Annotated in this window: 16 protein-coding genes; 13 read left to right on the top strand and 3 right to left on the bottom strand. The window is 72.1% G+C overall.

From position 1 onward, the window contains the following. On the bottom strand, positions 1-2,325 hold the full coding sequence (locus H505_RS43370; protein WP_051300963.1) for a VIT domain-containing protein: 2,325 nt from the start codon (positions 2,323-2,325) through the stop codon (positions 1-3). Then, positions 2,322-2,900, bottom strand: coding sequence for a MerR family transcriptional regulator (locus H505_RS51800; protein WP_051300962.1), 579 nt, complete (start codon positions 2,898-2,900; stop codon positions 2,322-2,324). Before H505_RS51800 ends, H505_RS43370 begins: the two co-directional genes overlap by 4 nt. A 188-nt stretch (positions 2,901-3,088) precedes the next feature. On the opposite strand from H505_RS51800, the gene H505_RS0121005 reads away from it, so the two are divergent. Together H505_RS0121005 and H505_RS0121000 are read left to right on the top strand one after the other, a co-directional pair. Continuing rightward, positions 3,089-4,414, top strand: coding sequence for an RNA polymerase sigma factor (locus H505_RS0121005; protein WP_026403560.1), 1,326 nt, complete (start codon positions 3,089-3,091; stop codon positions 4,412-4,414). A gap of 108 nt (positions 4,415-4,522) precedes the next feature. Further along, on the top strand, positions 4,523-5,776 hold the full coding sequence (locus H505_RS0121000) for an NlpC/P60 family protein (RefSeq protein WP_026403559.1): 1,254 nt from the start codon (positions 4,523-4,525) through the stop codon (positions 5,774-5,776). Between the two features lie 100 nt (positions 5,777-5,876). Here the strand turns inward: H505_RS0121000 and H505_RS0120995 are convergent, their stop codons facing one another. Beyond that, on the bottom strand, positions 5,877-6,368 hold the full coding sequence (locus H505_RS0120995) for an inorganic diphosphatase (protein WP_026403558.1): 492 nt from the start codon (positions 6,366-6,368) through the stop codon (positions 5,877-5,879). Between the two features lie 221 nt (positions 6,369-6,589). Here H505_RS0120995 and dacB point away from each other — a divergent pair, with 221 nt between their 5' ends. The 11 genes from dacB to H505_RS0120940 all read left to right on the top strand — a co-directional run bounded on the left by dacB (position 6,590) and on the right by H505_RS0120940 (position 16,857). Beyond that, complete coding sequence (gene dacB / locus H505_RS0120990; protein ID WP_245592591.1) at positions 6,590-7,909, top strand: D-alanyl-D-alanine carboxypeptidase/D-alanyl-D-alanine endopeptidase; 1,320 nt, start codon at positions 6,590-6,592, stop codon at positions 7,907-7,909. A 201-nt stretch (positions 7,910-8,110) separates the two neighbouring features. After that, positions 8,111-9,223 (top strand): zinc-dependent metalloprotease, encoded by a 1,113-nt coding sequence (locus H505_RS0120985; protein WP_026403556.1) that lies wholly within the window; start codon positions 8,111-8,113, stop codon positions 9,221-9,223. Continuing rightward, complete coding sequence (gene tilS, locus H505_RS0120980) at positions 9,224-10,258, top strand: tRNA lysidine(34) synthetase TilS (RefSeq protein ID WP_026403555.1); 1,035 nt, start codon at positions 9,224-9,226, stop codon at positions 10,256-10,258. Between the two features lie 76 nt (positions 10,259-10,334). Continuing rightward, positions 10,335-10,898 carry a hypoxanthine phosphoribosyltransferase gene (gene hpt, locus H505_RS0120975; protein WP_026403554.1) on the top strand — a complete coding sequence of 188 codons (564 nt, stop codon included), beginning with the start codon at positions 10,335-10,337 and terminating at the stop codon, positions 10,896-10,898. Positions 10,899-11,262: 364 nt separating this feature from the next. Then, a complete protein-coding gene (gene ftsH / locus H505_RS0120970) occupies positions 11,263-13,281 on the top strand; it encodes an ATP-dependent zinc metalloprotease FtsH (RefSeq protein ID WP_026403553.1) in 2,019 nt (672 codons plus the stop codon). A 5-nt stretch (positions 13,282-13,286) separates the two neighbouring features. Continuing rightward, entirely contained in the window at positions 13,287-13,901 is a 615-nt protein-coding gene (gene folE / locus H505_RS0120965) for a GTP cyclohydrolase I FolE (protein ID WP_034519018.1), read from the top strand. Between the two features lie 200 nt (positions 13,902-14,101). Continuing rightward, positions 14,102-15,004, top strand: a complete 903-nt coding sequence (gene folP, locus H505_RS0120960; protein WP_051300961.1) for a dihydropteroate synthase — start codon at positions 14,102-14,104, stop codon at positions 15,002-15,004. Further along, entirely contained in the window at positions 15,001-15,438 is a 438-nt protein-coding gene (locus H505_RS0120955; RefSeq protein ID WP_034519016.1) for a nuclear transport factor 2 family protein, read from the top strand. Before folP ends, H505_RS0120955 begins: the two co-directional genes overlap by 4 nt. After that, complete coding sequence (folB, locus tag H505_RS0120950; RefSeq protein WP_026403549.1) at positions 15,435-15,800, top strand: dihydroneopterin aldolase; 366 nt, start codon at positions 15,435-15,437, stop codon at positions 15,798-15,800. Before H505_RS0120955 ends, folB begins: the two co-directional genes overlap by 4 nt. Next, positions 15,797-16,384 (top strand): 2-amino-4-hydroxy-6-hydroxymethyldihydropteridine diphosphokinase, encoded by a 588-nt coding sequence (gene folK, locus H505_RS0120945; RefSeq protein WP_026403548.1) that lies wholly within the window; start codon positions 15,797-15,799, stop codon positions 16,382-16,384. The genes folB and folK overlap by 4 nt, the downstream gene beginning before the upstream one ends. After that, complete coding sequence (locus tag H505_RS0120940; protein WP_026403547.1) at positions 16,381-16,857, top strand: DUF3180 domain-containing protein; 477 nt, start codon at positions 16,381-16,383, stop codon at positions 16,855-16,857. The genes folK and H505_RS0120940 overlap by 4 nt, the downstream gene beginning before the upstream one ends. Positions 16,858-16,936 lie beyond the last annotated feature (79 nt).

Genomic DNA, 16,936 nt, shown 5'->3' with positions numbered 1-16,936 from the left:
TTATTTCGCTCGTTTCCAGAAGGGGCGGCGGGGGGTGGAGTCGGTGAGGGTTTCGAGGGCGCGGGTCCAGAGGGCCTGGACGTCCGCGTCGGGGGTTCTCGCCAGGGTGCGGAGGTCGTCGCGGAGGGCGGCGAGGGCGGTGGTGTCCTGGGACTGGGCCTCCATGCGCCGGACGATCGATTCGAGTGCGGGGAGCAGGTCGTTCAGGAGGTGGGTGCGGCGGTCGTGGGGGGTGTCGGGGACGGCGCGGAGCCGTTCCAGGGCGCGGGCGATCTCGTCCTTGATGGTGGTGCCGGAGGGGCGGCCTGCGGCGCGTCGGGAGACGGCGCGTTCGACGCCGTAGGGCGGGGCGGCGGGTCTGGGGGCCGGGGGGGCGGCGCCGGACGGGCCGGCGCGGAGGAAGTCGGGGAGGTCGAGGTCGTCGTGGTCGTCGAAGTCGGCGGGCCGGTAGGAGCGGGCCGCCATCGGGCGGGCGGTTTGCGGGGGCGCCTGGCCGGCCCAGCCTGAAGGGGTCTCCACCGGCTGGACGACCCGGTGGGGGGCTCGGGTGTCGGCGGCGACCTCGGAGTCGACGGCGACGAACGCGGTGAAGCGGCACAGGACGCCGAACCGCAGGGACGTGTCGATGATGCGTTGCTCGAGGTCTTCGCCGACGGTGTGGCGGTCTTCGAGGTCCCGGAGGTGGGCGCGGGCCCACAGGGCCGTGGCGGTGCGGTCGGTGGTCTCGACCGGGGGAGCGTGCCGGGTCCAAGCGGTCCCGTCGGGTTTCGTGCCGTGGAGGGTGACGGCGCCGGGGCGGCCCCGGTAGCGGCCCGAGACCACGAGGGGGACGCCCGGGAAGAGGGAGCCGAGGCGGGGGGCCACCGAGCCGGGGACGATGTCGAGGTCGGCGTCGAGGGTGAGGTTCGTCGCGATGGGGGCGGCGATGCGGTGGTGGAGGTCCCGCATCGCCTCGTCCAGGCGGTCTTCGGATTCGACGAGCTCGCAGTGGCCGCCGCCGAGGGCGGCGAGGCGGTTGAGGAAGCCGGCGTTGACCGCGCGGTCGATGCCGATGGTGTGGACGCGGACGTCCTGGAGTTGCGGGCCGAGGCGGGCGAGGATCTGGTCCTCGTTGCCGATCTGGCCGTCGGTGATGAGGACGAGCACCCGGTCGCGGGACGGGTCGTCGAGGAGGCCGCCCGCCTGAAGGAGCGGCGTGAGCATCTCGGTGCCGCCGCGGGCCTCGAGCCCGGCGAGGTGCTCGACGGCCCGGAACCGGTTGCGGTCGGTGCCCGGGGCGAGGGCGAGGTCGAGGCCGCGGGGCGTGTCGATGACGTTGTCGAAGGAGAGGACGGCGAACCTGTCCTCGGTGCGGAGGGTGTCGATGATGCGGGCGGCGGCGCGGCGGGCGGCGACCATCTTCCAGCCCTGCATGCTGCCGGACCGGTCGAGGATGAGCGCGAGGTCGCGGGGGCGGGGCCGCGTCTCCCCGGAGGGGAGGACGGTGAGGGTGAAGGTGCCCTCGTCGCCGGTCTCGTCCGGGGCGAGGGCGAGGGACGCGCTCTCGTGCTCGGCGTGGCGGAGGCGGAGGACGAAGTCGCGGTCGAGGCGCTCGCCGGGGCGCAGGCTGACGCGGCCGCCCTCCTCGGCGACGACGTGCAGGGTCGACGCGATGTCAGTGAGCGGCAGCCCGGCGGGGTCGATGTCGACGTCGATCGACAGACGGACCGGGTTGGGGAAGCCGGGCAGGAGGACCGGCGGGCTGATCCGGGACGCGTCGGGGACGGCGTCGGTGTCGTCGGACGTGCCGGGCCCGGCGCGCTCGTCGTCGAGGGGAGCGCCGGGGATGTAGCGGGGCGCGACGACGAGGGGGAAGCGGAAGGTCGCCTCGGTGGCGGAGTCGCGGGAGAGCGGCTGGGCCAGGCGGAGCTCGACCTTGACACGCTCGCCCGGCTGGATGTTGCCGACGCGCATGGCGAAGACGTCGGGGCGGTCCTCCTCGGCGATCGCGGCCCGCCGGCCGGAGGCGATCGCGGTGTCGTAGTCGCGTCTGGCGCTGCCGCGCTCCTTGAGGGTGCCCTCGACGACCCGGTCGGCGGCCTCCATGCGGAGCGCGGTGACGGCCGCGCGGTCGGGGAGGGGGAAGATGTACGTCGCCTCGAGCGGCACGTCGAACGGGTTGCGGAACCCCTGGACGAGGTCGATGCCGGCGACGTGGCCGGTGATGGTCGCGTGGACGCCGACAGTGTCGAGCGGCAGGTTGCCCTTCTCGGTGGTGAGCGCGCCGAGCCCGCCTTCGGGGTCCGGCGCGGGGGGATCGGGCAGTTCGTGGATGCGCACTGTCACTGGGACCTCCGGGGAGGGGCGGCGGATCGGGTGAGACCTCGGCGTTGCAGTTCTTCCAGCAGCGGGCGGGCGGCCGACGCGATGGCGTCGAGGTCGGCGTCGGTCAGGTCGTGCGCCTCCAGCAGGAGGGTGACGTCGGGGCCGAGGCGGACGCCCTGGACGACCGGCGGGCGGGGCGTGTCGTAGCCGGTGACGGTCGCGGGGCGGTGGGAGATGTCGGGGCGTTCGCGCCAGAAGCGCTCCCGCTCGTTGCCGGTCGCGGCCGGCAGGTCGGCGATGCGTTCGAGCGACTCGTCGGTGGCGGCGGCCAGCTCGACCTGGATCTCGGCGATCGAGCGGCCCGCCGCCTGGCGGCGTTTCACCGCGACGAGCTGGAGCAGGTGCCGGCGGCCGTAGAGGGCGGTGCGGCCGCGGCGGCCCAGGGGCGGGTCGACGAGGCCGATCGTGGTGTACCAGCGGATCAGGCGTTCGTTCGGCAGGTCGCGCACCCGGCCGTTGGCGGGCGTCTCGCCGCCGGCCGCGAGGGCCGCCGCGGCGCGGTCCGCCAGCTCGCCGATCGTCCAGGTGTCGTCCATGGCTCGATGATGACACTGTCATCGTGACACTGTCAAATCGGAATCGAGCAAGTGGACAAAGTGGGGTGATTGTTTCTTTCTCCGCAAAAGTTAAGCGGAGGAATAATGGTCATCGAATTGAGTTCGGCAGTGGGTCCGATCATGTGAATTTGCCGGTAAAGCGGTCTTGGAGCCCCTACCTTTCTGTCATGGACGACCGAGAACTGGTCGAGGCGCTGCGGGCGCGGGAGCCGGACGCGCCGGCCTCGGTCTACCGCGCCTACGGCGACCGGCTGTACGCGTACTGCTGGTTCCGGACGCAGGCGCGGGACGACGCTCAGGTCGCTTTGCGCGACGCTTTCATCGCCGCGGAAGCGCACATCGACAAACTCCGCGACCCCGAACTGTTCGGCCCGTGGCTGTACGCCATCGCGCGCATGCAGTGCGCGCGTCGTCCGCCTTCGGAGGACCGTGCGCCCGATCCGCCGGTCGCGAGCCACGACCAGGAGGACGTCGATGAGCGGCTCATCTCCTGGAAGGCCGTGCAGGCGCTTTCGCCGCTCTCGCAGGACGTTCTGGATCTGCATCTGCGGCACGGGTTGTCGGCCCCGGAACTGGGCGCGGTGCTGGGGCTCGCGCCGGGCGACGTGCAGGGGACGCTCGAACGCGCGCATGCGGAGCTTGAGCAGACGCTGACGGCCGAGATGCTCGAAGGTCAAGGGCCCTACGGATGCGCAGAACGCGCCACCCTGCTGAGGCAGAGAAGTACGGGTGCGGACGTGGACGGCCGATTGCTGAGGCATGCGGAGACGTGCGCGCACTGCAAGCCGTTCTGTCCGCGTGCGGTGTCGGCGTCGAAGGTGTTCGGGCTGCTGCCGGTCGTCCTTCCGCCGGACGAACTCCGTCTCCGCGTGGTGAGCTGCTTCACGGATTCCGAACTGGTCGGGTATCGGCTGTTCGTCGCCACGAACCTTTCGGGCTTCACGTCGGCGGGTTTCCCGCTCCAGGACGGGCGTCCGGCCCGGAAGCGCGTCGCCGCCGCGGGGGCGTGGCGCAAGCGCGCCGTTCTGGGTGCCGCCACGATCGTCGTGCTCGGTGGCGGGGGCCTCGCCTGGGCGTCGTTGGACACGGACGGGCGTGACGCGGAGAGGGTGGACACGATCGTCGGTCCGAACCCCAGTCCCCGGCCGGGGCGCGTGCACGGTTCGCCGTCTCCGAACGCCGTGTCCGGGAAGGTGCCCGGCCCGGGGCGCACGTCGCCGGGCGCTTCCGTCCAGGGGCAGACGCCGGGGGCGGTTCCCCGGTCGTTGGCCGAGGAAGGGACTCCAGGGCCTTCGGGGTCCGTCCAGGGCGCGTCGACGCGTCCTCCGGGGAGTCCCGCCGGGCCGCTTCCGCGCACGTCCCCGTCCGCGCCCGCGCCGCCGAAGCCGCCGCCGACCGGGAGCGGCACGCCCGCCGCGTCGCCGCCGCCGTCGCCGACGGACGAGCCGCCGTCCCCGCCGCCGTCCGACCAAAGCCCGCCCCCGGCCGGGTAACGGTCCGCCGCAACGCGGCGCCGGACGTTCCTCCCGACGATCTTCTGAACTACGATCCGTGATCGAATGCTCGCGCTGCGCATCACGCGTCGGGGGGAGGACGTGATCATGAGCGCGACGGAGTTTCGCGGCGGCACGTTCCGGATCAGCGGTACCGGACTGCGCCTGGCCGCTCTGTCGTCCGGCATCGCGATCGGCTTGACCTGGCTGGTCCCGGCCTCGGCCGCGCGGCCCCCGGCCGAGCCGCCGCCCGGGGCGCGGGACGTGCGGCAGAGCCGGCAGGACGTGCGGGAGCGCGCCGCGGAGGTCGGCCGGACGCAGGCCGAACTGGCCGAGGCGGACGGCGCCCTGCATCGGCTCGTCGCGGACGCGCAGGCCGCCGTGGAGCGGTACCACGGCGAACGGGTGATGCTGGAGCGCGCTCGCGCGGCCCACCAGGACGCGCGGCGGCGGCTGGCGGACGCCGGGCGGCGGGTCGGCGAGACGCGCGCCGATCTCGCGTCGTACGCGGCGCGGATGTACCGGGGCGGCGGCGGGCGGGACCGGCTGGCGTCGGTGGTGGCGGGAGAGGGCGGCCCGCAGGGGTTCATGGACCGGGCCGTGATGGCCCGGATGCTGGCCGAGCAGCGGGCCGGGATGCTGCGCCGGGTCGAGGCGTCCAGGAACGTGGAGGACCTGTTCCGGCGCCAAGCGGAGGACGCTCTGGCCAAGCAGAGCGAAGCGGCCCGCCGTGCAGATGAGGCGAGGCGCCGTGCAGAGGACGCCGTGGAACGGCAGCGGGCGTCCGTCGAACGCATCGAGGCCCGCAAACGGGAACTGGAACGTCGTCTGGGGGTCGCCGAAGCGCGCGCCGCCGAACTACAGCGCGCGCGGGAACGCGCGTTGGGGGAGCAGGCCGCACAGAAGGCGAACTCCGCGCCAGCCGACTCGGGTGGGGCCGTCCCGTCCACTACCGCACGCGGCGACATCGTGGCGCGGGCGGCGCTCAGATGGCTCGGGACGCCCTACTCCTGGGGCGGCGGCACCGTGGACGGCCCCAGCTACGGCATCGAGCACGGTTCGGGCGTCCGCGGGTTCGACTGCTCGGGGCTCGCGATGTACGCGTGGGACAAGGCCGGTGTACGGCTCGACCACTGGACGGGCACGCAGTGGACGTCCGGGCCGCACGTCCCCCTGGACGAGCTGCGCCGCGGCGACCTCGTGTTCTTCGCCCACGACACGTCCGACCCGGACACCATCCACCACGTCGGCATCTACATCGGCGAGGGGCGCATGGTGGAGGCGCCGTACACGGGGGCGCGGGTGCGCGTGGCGGGCGTGCACCGGAGCGACCTGATCGGCGCGACCCGTCCGTCCGGCTGAACGGCCGAGGACCCTCCCGTAGGGCGCGTCCCGTACGGAAGGGTCCTCGATCGCCTGCGACGAGCGGTACCGCGGGCGGGGCGGCCGGCCCCCGGCGGGCTCAGTGCCCGCCCTGCTCCACCGCGCGCTTGCGGGAGCGCTCGATCTCGACCTCGGCCTCGACGCGGCCCACCCAGCTCGCGCCCTCGACGGACTTGCCGGGCTCCAGGTCCTTGTAGACCTCGAAGAAGTGCTGGATCTCCAGGCGGTCGAACTCGGGGACGTGGTGGATGTCGCGCAGGTGCTCCATGCGCGGGTCGGTGGCGGGGACGCACAGGACCTTGTCGTCACCACCGGCCTCGTCGGTCATCCGGAACATCCCGACGGCGCGGCAGCGGATGAGGCAGCCCGGGAAGGTCGGCTCCTGCAGCAGGACGAGCGCGTCCAGGGGGTCGCCGTCCTCGCCGAGGGTGTCGTCGATGAACCCGTAGTCGGCGGGGTACTGCGTCGAGGTGAAGAGCATGCGGTCGAGGCGGATGCGACCGGTCTCGTGGTCGATCTCGTACTTGTTCCGCTGACCCTTCGGGATCTCAATGGTGACGTCGAAATCCAAGGTGTCCTCCGCTCCCTGCGCGTCGCAGTGAATAGTCTTTCGGGGGTCTGTGCGGGCGAGGCCGGCCCCCACGGTGTGGGTGTTCCCTTATATAAGGATGTCGCACGTTGGTGAGTGCTGAGTGGGAGAGGGGCGGCGACGTGTCCGGACGGGGTCGTGCCCTCGTCTTGTTGTCACTGTCCCTCCTTAACGTTTTCGCTGTCTCCGCGGCGTTCGCAGTGGTGAAACTCACACCGGCCAGGCATCTGTCCCCGCAGCCGCCGAGCGTGGCGGTGCGGGACGTCGTCCGGGTCTCGGCCGGGTCCCCCGCCGGGGTTTCCGCCGCCGAGCCGGGGACGGGCCCGATGCCGGACGCGTCCGTCCTGGCGGGACGGCTGTCCGGGGCGATCGGCGGCGCCGGGGCCGACCTCAGCGCCGTCGTCGTCGACGTCGCCACCGGGCGGACGCTGTTCGGGCACCGCGGCGACCGGCCGGCCACGCCCGCCTCGACGACGAAGCTGGCGACGTCGGTGGCGGCGCTGGCCTCGGTCGGCCCGGAGCACCGGATCACGACGCGGGTCGTGCGGGGCGCCGGAGGCGGCATCGTACTGGTCGGAGGCGGGGATCCTACCCTGACGGCGCTTCCGGCGGGCCGGGAGGGCGGCTCTCCGCCGTTCGCGTCACTGGACGACCTCGCGAAGCAGACCGCGGCGGCGCTGAAGACGGCCGGGATCGGCCAGGTACGGGTGGACTTCGACGCGTCCGCTTACCAGGGGTCGGGAGCGGCGCCTACCTGGAAGCCCAACTACATACCCGACGGCGAGGTCGCTCCCGTGTCCGCCCTGGCCGTGGACAAGGGGAAGGCCGCGCCGCAGGACCCGACCAAGCGGACCAGGGTCGCCGACCCGGCCGCCGTGGCCGCGGCGAAGTTCGCGCAGCTGCTCACCAAGCACGGGGTTCCCGCCAAGCCCGGGCGCAAGGTCACCGGGACGGGCGGTGCGGAGCAGTTGGGCGCCGTGCAGTCGCCTCCGATGTCGGTGCTCGTGGAGTACCTGCTGACGGAGAGCGACAACGATGTGGCGGAGGCCGTCGCACGGCAGGTGGCGATGAACAAGGGCCTTCCTGCGTCGTTCCAGGGCGCCGCGCAGGCGGTGACGCAGGTTTTGACCGAGCTCGGTGTCGAGCAGGGCGTCGTGGTCAACGACGGGAGCGGGCTGTCGCCCGCGAACCGCATCACGCCGGTCGCGCTCGCCCGGATCGTCTCGCTGGCCGCCGACGCGGAGCACCCTGACCTGCGCGCCACGATCACGGGCATGCCCGTGGCCGGCTTCTCGGGCACGCTCGGCCCGCCCCGCTACTCCGGGCAGGCCAGCCGCGCGGGCGCCGGGGTCGTCCGGGCCAAGACCGGGACGCTCGCGGGCGTCAGCACGCTCGCGGGAATGGTGCGGGACGCGGACGGCCGGCTGCTGGCGTTCGCGTTCATGCTGGGCGACGGGAAAGGGTACGTGAACCCGCTGACGCTCGACCGGCTGGCCGCCGAGGTCGCACGCTGCGGCTGCTGAACCCCGCGCCGGCCCGTGTCCGCCCGTGTCCGCCCGCGTCGGTTCGCGGCGTTCCGGTGCGTCCGTCCGGGCGGTCTCCGCGGACGTGAGCGTGTGGGGAGTGCGCCACGGGAGATAACCAGAACGGTTGTTCGTTGAACGATCGTGGAGAGGCGCTGCGGCGCCGCGTCGAAACGTACGGTGGAGTACATGAGCGCCTCAATGATCGACTGGAATGTGGCGGTCCAGGCGGGGACCCGGCTCGTCCGTCCGGGACCGCAGGTCAGCCACGCGGAGGCCCGTGCGGTCGTCGCCGAACTGCGCGAACTGTCCAAGCTGGCGCACGGGCACGTGCGCGAGTTCACCGGCATGGCCTCCGAACTCGATCCCGACCCGGCGACGATCGTGGACCGGCCCGGCTGGATCCGGGCGAACGTGGACGGCTTCCGGGTGGTGCTCGAGCCGCTCATGGAGCAGATGACCGAGAAGCGCGGCCCGGGGCCGCTCGGCGGCGCCGGGAACCTGGTCGTGGACGCGGTCGGGTCGCGCGTCACCGGAGCGCAGGTCGGCGCGATCCTCGCCTACATGGCGAGCCGTGTCCTGGGGCAGTACGAGCTGTTCCTCCCGCCCGACCCGGACGGACGCGCGCCGACGGGGCGGCTCACGCTGGTCGCGCCCAACATCGTCCACGTGGAGCAGGAACTGCGCGTGGACGCGCGCGACTTCCGCCTGTGGGTGTGCCTGCACGAGGAGACGCACCGCGCGCAGTTCACGGGCGTCCCGTGGCTGCGCGAGTACGTGCAGAGCCAGATGACCCAGTTCCTCCTGGCGTCCGATCTCGACCCGGGCGCCATGCTCGACCGGATCAAGGACGCGGCCGAGGCCGTCGCGGACGCCGTCCGGGGCGGGGACTCGAACCTCATCGACGCCATCCAGAGCCCGGAGCAGCGCGAGATCCTCGACCGGCTGACGGCCGTGATGACGCTCGTCGAGGGGCACGGCGACTACGTGATGGACGCCGTCGGGCCCGAGGTCGTCCCGTCCGTGCAGCAGATCCGGTCGCGCTTCCAGGGGCGCCGCGAGGGCGGCGGCCGCATGGACAAGACGATCCGGCGGCTCCTCGGCATCGACCTGAAGATGAAGCAGTACGCGGAGGGCTCGCGGTTCGTCCGGCGGGTCGTCTCCGAGGCCGGTATGAGCGGCTTCAACAAGGTGTGGGATTCTCCGGAGAGCCTGCCCACGCACCTGGAGATCAAGGAACCCGAACTGTGGATGGACCGCGTCGTGGGCCCGCGCGCCATCGACACCGCCCCGCCGGAGGCGAACGAGGCTTGAGTGGGTCCTGATCCGGCCGTCGCGGCGGTCCGCCTGGCGGTGCGGCGCGTGCTGGCCGACCTGCCGCCGCCGGGAGGGGCGGCGGACGGCGCCGCCGGACGTCCGGCGGGCCTGGTGCTCGCCGCGTGCAGCGGCGGCGCGGACTCCCTCGCCCTCGCGGGGGCGCTCGCGTTCGTCGCCCCGAGGCTCGGCATCCCGGCGGGGGCCGTGACGATCGACCACGGGCTGCAAGAAGGATCGGGCGCGCGCGCTGACGCGGTGGTGCGCACGCTCGCCGACTTGGGGTTGGACCCGGCGGGTTCCGTCGCCGTCACCGTGGGGACACAGGGCGGGATGGAGAACGCCGCCCGCGACGCCCGGTACGCGGCGCTGGACGATGCCGCACGCCGTCTGGACGCCGCCGCGGTTCTCCTCGGGCACACCCTGAACGACCAGGCCGAAACCGTCCTGCTCGGCCTGGCGCGCGGATCCGGCACGCGTTCGCTCTCCGGGATGCCGCCCGCCTTCACCCGCCGCGCAGGCGTGCGCTACCTGCGCCCCCTCCTCGACCTCGATCGGGTGACCACGCGCCGGGCCTGCCTGGCGATGGAACTTGAACCCTGGGACGACCCCCACAACGACGACCCCGCCTACACGCGCGTGCGTGTGCGCAACGACGCTTTGCCTTCCCTGGAGAAGGCGCTCGGCCCCGGGGTAACGGAGGCCCTCGCCCGCACGGCGCGCATGCTGCGCGAAGACGCGGACGTCCTGGACGATCTCGCCGCACGCGCCTACGCGGACTTGCGAGCCCCCGAGGACGGGTACCCCGTCGCCGTGCGCCTGGACGGGCTCGCGGAACTGCCGAGAGCCGTCCGGACGCGCGTACTCCGGACGTCCGCGGTCGAAGCGGGCAGTCCACCCGGTACGCTCGCGGCCGTCCATGTCGATGCGGTGGATCGGCTGGTCACGGCCTGGCGCGGCCAGCGGCACGTGGACCTGCCCGGGGGTCTGAGGGCCTTCAGGCGGTATGGGAAGCTGCTGTTCGGCCCGGCCTGAACCCGGCTGACGCCCGGTGCGCCGCGGCGCGGGCCGTGCGCCGGGCGGACGCGATCACGACGATGAGGGTGGGGTTGTGGACGAGAAGGACCTGGGCGACGACCTGGCGAAGGTGCTGATCCCGGAGGCCGATCTGCAGGCCAAGGTACGGGAGCTCGCCGGGCAGATCGACGCCGACTACGCGGGCCGCGACCTGCTCCTCGTCGGCGTCCTCAAGGGCGCCGTCATGATCATGGCGGACCTGGCGCGGGAGCTGCACACCCCGGCGTCGATGGACTGGATGGCCGTCTCGTCGTACGGGTCGGGCACCAAGTCGTCCGGCGTCGTGCGGATCCTGAAGGACCTCGACACCGACATCCTCGACCGGCACGTCCTGATCGTGGAGGACATCGTCGACTCGGGGCTGACGCTGTCGTGGCTGGTCAGCAACCTGCGCTCGCGCAAGCCCGCGTCCCTGGAGATCTGCGCGCTGCTGCGCAAGCCGGAGGCGGTCCAGGCGGAGCTGGACGTGAAGTACATCGGCTTCGACATCCCCAACGAGTTCGTCATCGGGTACGGGCTCGACTTCGCGGAGAAGTACCGGAACCTGCCGTTCGTGGGGACGCTCGCGCCTCACGTCTACGGCGGCGACGGGTCCTGACGTCCCTGGGAGGGGGCCCGGCGGGGCCCGGCGGCCTGAACGGCGAGCAGGTGGGAAGCACCGGGAGAACCGGTAGGAACGGCCCGTCAGGGAACAAGCGGCCGTGACGGATCGTTGCAAGGGTCGTTGACGGGTATAGGGAAAGGGCCAGGAGACAGCGCTGGCTGCGTCTTCTGCTCCCAGCGGTGTACCGTCGATGTCCCGGGCCCCAAGGCCGGGGAGCCGTAGAAGGGGGACCGCCACGGTGGTCCGGAGCCACGGCGGGACCGTCGTTGGTCGCAGTGGCGTCCGTCCTCCGGGGCGGGCGAGGATCGCACACAGACGTTGGTCAGGAGGGACGGGCCCCGAAGGGGTAACCGGATAAATGGACGTGAAGCGCTATTTTCGCGGGCCGCTGCTGTGGATCCTGCTGTTCGGCCTCTTGGTCGCCCTCGTCATGTGGGGCGTCAACCCCGGCCGCTCGTACGAGAAGGTCGACACCTCCAAGGTGGTCCAGGAGATCGCCCAGGGCCAGGTGAAGTCCGCAAAGATCATCGACAAGGATCAGCGGATCGAGGTCACGCTCAAGAGCGGTGAGCAGCAGCAGGCTTCCTGGGTCAGCGGCCAGGGGCTCGAGCTCCAGAACCAGCTGCAGAAGCAGGCCGGGTCGAACAACCTCCCCGGCGGCTACGACATCGAGGTCCCGCAGCAGAGCATGTTCGTCAGCCTGCTGTTCAGCCTCCTGCCGATCGTCATCATCGTGCTGATCTTCCTGTTCATCATGAACCAGATGCAGGGCGGCGGCTCGCGGGTGATGAACTTCGGCAAGTCGAAGGCCAAGCTCATCACCAAGGACACCCCGAAGACCACGTTCGCCGACGTGGCGGGAGCCGAAGAGGCCCTCGAGGAACTCGAGGAGATCAAAGACTTCCTGCAGAACCCGGCGAAGTTCCAGTCGATCGGCGCGAAGATCCCCAAGGGCGTCCTCCTGTACGGCCCGCCCGGCACCGGCAAGACGCTGCTGGCGCGCGCCGTGGCCGGCGAGGCGGGCGTGCCCTTCTACTCGATCTCCGGTTCGGACTTCGTCGAGATGTTCGTCGGCGTCGGCGCCTCGCGCGTCCGCGACCTGTTCGAGCAGGCGAAGACCAACGCCCCGTCCATCATCTTCATCGACGAGATCGACGCCGTCGGACGGCACCGCGGCGCGGGCCTCGGCGGCGGCCACGACGAGCGGGAGCAGACGCTCAACCAGCTGCTCGTCGAGATGGACGGCTTCGACGTCAAGGGTGGCGTCATCCTGATCGCCGCCACGAACCGCCCCGACATCCTCGACCCGGCGCTGCTGCGTCCCGGCCGGTTCGACCGCCAGGTCACCGTGGACCGCCCCGACCTGGAGGGCCGCAAGGGCATCCTGCGCGTGCACGGGCGCGGCAAGCCGTTCGCCCCGGACGTCGACCTGGACGTCATCGCGCGGCGCACGCCCGGGTTCACCGGCGCCGACCTGTCCAACGTGATCAACGAGGCGGCGCTGCTGACCGCGCGGTTCGACCGCAAGCTGATCGACATGGACACCCTCGAGGAGTCCATCGACCGCGTCATGGCCGGGCCGGAGCGCAAGACCCGCGTGATGTCGGAGAAGGAAAAGAAGATCATCGCCTACCACGAGGGCGGGCACGCGCTGGTGGCGCACGCGCTGCCGAACTCCGACCCCGTGCACAAGGTGACGATCCTGCCGCGCGGCCGGGCCCTGGGCTACACCATGACCCTGCCGATGGAGGACAAGTTCCTCACGACGCGCTCGGAGATGACCGACCAGCTCGCGATGCTGCTGGGCGGCCGGACGGCGGAGGAGCTCGTGTTCCACGAGCCGACGACCGGCGCGGCGAACGACATCGAGAAGGCCAGCTCGATCGCGCGCAACATGGTGACCGAGTACGGGATGAGCGAGCGCCTGGGCGCCCGCAAGTTCGGCTCGGGCCAGGGCGAGGTGTTCCTTGGCCGCGACATGGGCCACGAGCGCGACTACTCCGAGGACATCGCGTCCGCGATCGACGACGAGGTCCGCCGCTACATCGAGTCGGCGCACGACACCGCCTGGGAGATCCTCACCGAGTACCGGGACGTCCTGGACGAGCTCGTCGTGAACCTGATGGAGAAGGAGACCCTCTCCAAGGAGCAGGTCCTCGAGATCTTCGCGCCGATCCAGAAGCGGCCGCACCAGAACTCCTACACCGGGTACGGCAAGCGCCTCCCGTCGGACCGCCCGCCGGTGCTGACGGCCAAGGAGCTGGCCCTGATGGGCCCCCAGGAGGTCACCGACCTCACCAAGGGGAACGGCCAGGGCAACGGGCAGAGCAGCGTGCCGAGCCCGGAGACGACCGACCCGCTCAAGGGCGAAGGCTGACCCCGTTGACCGATCCCTTCGACGACACCCCCCTGCCCGACGCGCCCCCCGGGTTCGATCAGGGCAGGATCGAGAAGGCCGTCCGCGAGATCCTGTTCGCGATCGGGGAGGACCCCGATCGCGACGGGCTCCGCGACACCCCCGCGCGGGTCGCGCGCGCGTACGCCGAGCAGTTCGCCGGCCTGCGGCAGCGTCCCGAAGAGGCGCTCACCACGGTGTTCGACGCCGACCATGAGGAAATGGTCCTGGTGAAGGACATCGGGGTGTACAGCGTGTGCGAGCACCACCTCGTCCCGTTCCACGGCGTGGCCCACGTGGGCTACACGCCGAACCAGAAGGGGCAGATCACCGGTCTGTCCAAGCTGGCCCGGCTCGTGGACGTGTACGCGCGGCGCCCGCAGGTGCAGGAGCGCCTGACGAGCCAGGTCGCGGACGCGCTCATGAACGTCCTGGAGCCGCGCGGCGCCATCGTGGTGATCGAGGCCGAGCATCTGTGCATGACGATGCGCGGCGTCCGCAAGCCGGGCGCGCGGACCGTGACGTCCGCCGTCCGCGGCGACTTCCGCGATCACCCCGAGACGCGCGCCGAGGCGATGAGCCTGATTCTGGGCCGCTCCTGACCTCGATCCCATACCGAGTCCGCATCGACGCCGGAACGGGCCTCAGCGACGAGCTGAGGCCCGTTCCGGCGCTTTCGGGGAGGCGTGGAGGCCGTCCACCGGCGGGACGGGCGGGACGGGCGCGCCGCGCGGGACGGCGGGCGGTACGGCGGACGGGGCGCGAGATCGAAACACCGAGACCACGACATAGGGTTGATGCCATGACCGCTGCCGATGTTCCAGGACTGCCCGCGCCGGGGCGGTGCCTCGTCATGGGCGTGGTCAACGTGACCCCCGACTCCTTCTCGGACGGCGGCGCCTGGTTCGACCGCGAGAAGGCGATCCACCACGGGCTGAACCTGGTCGCCGAGGGCGCCGACATCGTCGACGTGGGCGGCGAGTCGACGCGTCCGGGCGCGCAGCGCGTGTCCCGCGAGGAGGAGCTGCGCCGCGTCGTGCCCGTCATCGAGGCGCTCACCGCCGAGGGCGTCCCGGTCAGCGTGGACACCATGCGCGCCGAGGTCGCGGAGGCCGCGATCGAGGCGGGCGCCCGGCTCGTCAACGACGTGAGCGGCGGCCTCGCCGACCCCGACATGCCCCGCGCCGTCGCGCGCGCGGACGTCCCGTACGTCGTGATGCACTGGCGCGGGCACAGCCACGACATGCAGACCCGCGCCGTGTACGAGGACGTCGTCCGCGAAGTGCGCGACGAGCTGCTGCAGCGCGTGGACGTCGTCCTGCAGGAAGGCTTGGACCCCGCCAAGGTGATCCTGGATCCGGGCCTCGGTTTCGCGAAGAACCCGACGGCCGGGCACAACTGGTCGCTGCTGGCCCATCTGGACGCGTTCACGGGCACGGGCTATCCGGTTCTTGTCGGGGCGTCCCGCAAGAGCTTCCTCGGCAGGCTCCTTACCGACGCCGACGGGACGCCGCGTCCCTTCGGCGAATGCGACGACGCCACGGTCGCGATCACGTCGCTCGTCGCCGCCGCCGGCGGCTGGTGCGTGCGCGTGCACCGCGTCCGTCCGAACGCCGACGCCGTGCGCGTCGCGGCGGCCGTGCGGGCCGCGGGCGCCGACCGCGACGACCGTCCTGGCACCGACCTCGGGAGCGACCGGCCATGAACCCAGCGGTGAACCGCGCGGACGTCGGCGAGGTGCACGCCGAGTTCTACGCCGCGTTCGAGGCGGGCGACTACGACCGCATGGCGGCCGTCTGGGCGGACGGCGCGCACGCCGCGGGCGTCTCCTGCGTCCACCCCGGCTGGACCATGCTGCGCGGACGCGAGGAGGTGCTGCGGTCGTGGGCCCTCATCATGGCCAACACCACCTACATCCAGTTCGTGCTGACCGACGTCGAGACGGACGTGTACGGCGACCACGCGGTGGTCACGTGCAAGGAGAACGTCCTGACCGCCGACGAGGACACGGAGGCCGGATTCCTCGCAGGGGGAAGCATTGTCGCCACCAATGTGTTCGTTCGGGTCGAAGGAGAATGGCGGCTCCTGCTCCATCACGGTTCGCCCGTGCTGAACGTCGCTGATACAGAGGAAGAATGAGTCTCGACCGCATCGAACTGCGCGGCCTGCGGGCCAGGGGCAGGCACGGCTGCCTCCCGGCGGAGCGCGAACTCGGCCAGGAGTTCGTCGTGGACGCCGTCCTCGGCCTGGACACCCGCCCGGCGGCGGCGGACGACGACCTGTCGCTCACCGTCGACTACGGGTCGCTGGCCGACCGGCTGGTCGCCGCGGTCGGGGGCGAGCCCGTCGACCTGATCGAAACGCTGGCCGAGCGGCTGGCGAAGATATGTCTGGAAGACGCGGCGGTCTCGGAGGTCGAGATCACCGTCCACAAGCCGAACGCCCCGGTGCCGCACCCCTTCACGGACGTGGCCGTGAAGATCCAGAGGAGTCGCCCATGACCGCGCACGACCGCATGCCCGACCGCACCGCCACCGGCGGGCACATGCTCGTCCACCACCGGGTCGTGTTCTCCCTCGGCAGCAACCTCGGCGACCGCCTGGACAACCTCCAGGAGGCCGTCGACGCGCTGTTCGACGCCCCCGGACTCGACTTCGTGGCATGCTCCCCGGTCTACGAGACGGCGCCGTACGCGCCCCCCGGCGAGTCGATCCCGCCCCAGGACGACTACCTCAACGTCATCCTCGTGGCCGACACCCGGCTCCCCCCGGAGAACCTGCTGGAGCGCGTCCTCAACATCGAGAACTCCATGCAGCGGGTCAGGGAGGTCCGGTGGGGGCCGCGCACCCTCGACATCGACATCGTGGTCTTCGGTGACATCTCCTCCGACGACCCCGACCTGACGCTCCCGCACCCGCGCGCGCACGAGCGCGCGTTCGTCCTCGTCCCCTGGGCCGACATCGAACCGGACGTGCTGCTGCCCGGGCACGGCCGCGTCGGCGACCTCGCCGAAGCGAAACTCGCGGAGGGCGGCCCGTCGGCCGTGCACCGCCGGACGGACCTGACCCTGCAGCAGCCTGCATGAAGCCGTCGCGCCCGCTCTTCCTCGTCGGCCTCCTGGTCGTCGTCGCGGTGATCACCTGGGCGGTGCTGCGCACGGCCTACCTGGCGCTGCCGCCGCTGCCGTGGACGACGGTGCCGACGCTGCTGCTGCTGGCCCTTGCCGAGGGGGTCAGCGGCTTCAACGTCATGCGCCGCATCCGCCGCAAGCCCGGCACGCGCCCGGTCGAGCCGCTCGCTGTCGCGCGGCTCGCGGCCCTCGGCAAGGCCAGCGCGCACGCCGCCGCGGTGATCGCGGGCGTGTTCGGCGGGTTCGCGATCAGCGTCGTGAACGCCCTCGACAAGCCGACGCCCCGGCACGACTTCTTCGCCAGCGGCGCGACCTTCCTGGCCGCCGCCGTCCTGGTGGGCGCCGCCTTCTTCCTCGAGTACGCGTGCCGCGTCCCCGGCGGCCCCGACGACGAGGAAGAGCGCCGCAACGGCGCCTCCCGAGCCTGACCCCCGCGCGGAAGCCTCGGGCGGCGTACGGCCCGCGGGCGGGGGCACGACTCTGCGCGGAGTGGACGCGGGCCGCGTG

It is taken from the genome of Actinomadura rifamycini DSM 43936, from assembly GCF_000425065.1.
Taxonomy (GTDB): Bacteria; Actinomycetota; Actinomycetes; order Streptosporangiales; family Streptosporangiaceae; genus Spirillospora; species Spirillospora rifamycini.
The sequence above is the reverse complement of the archived record's forward strand: the minus strand, read 5'-3'. Positions and strand labels throughout refer to the sequence as shown.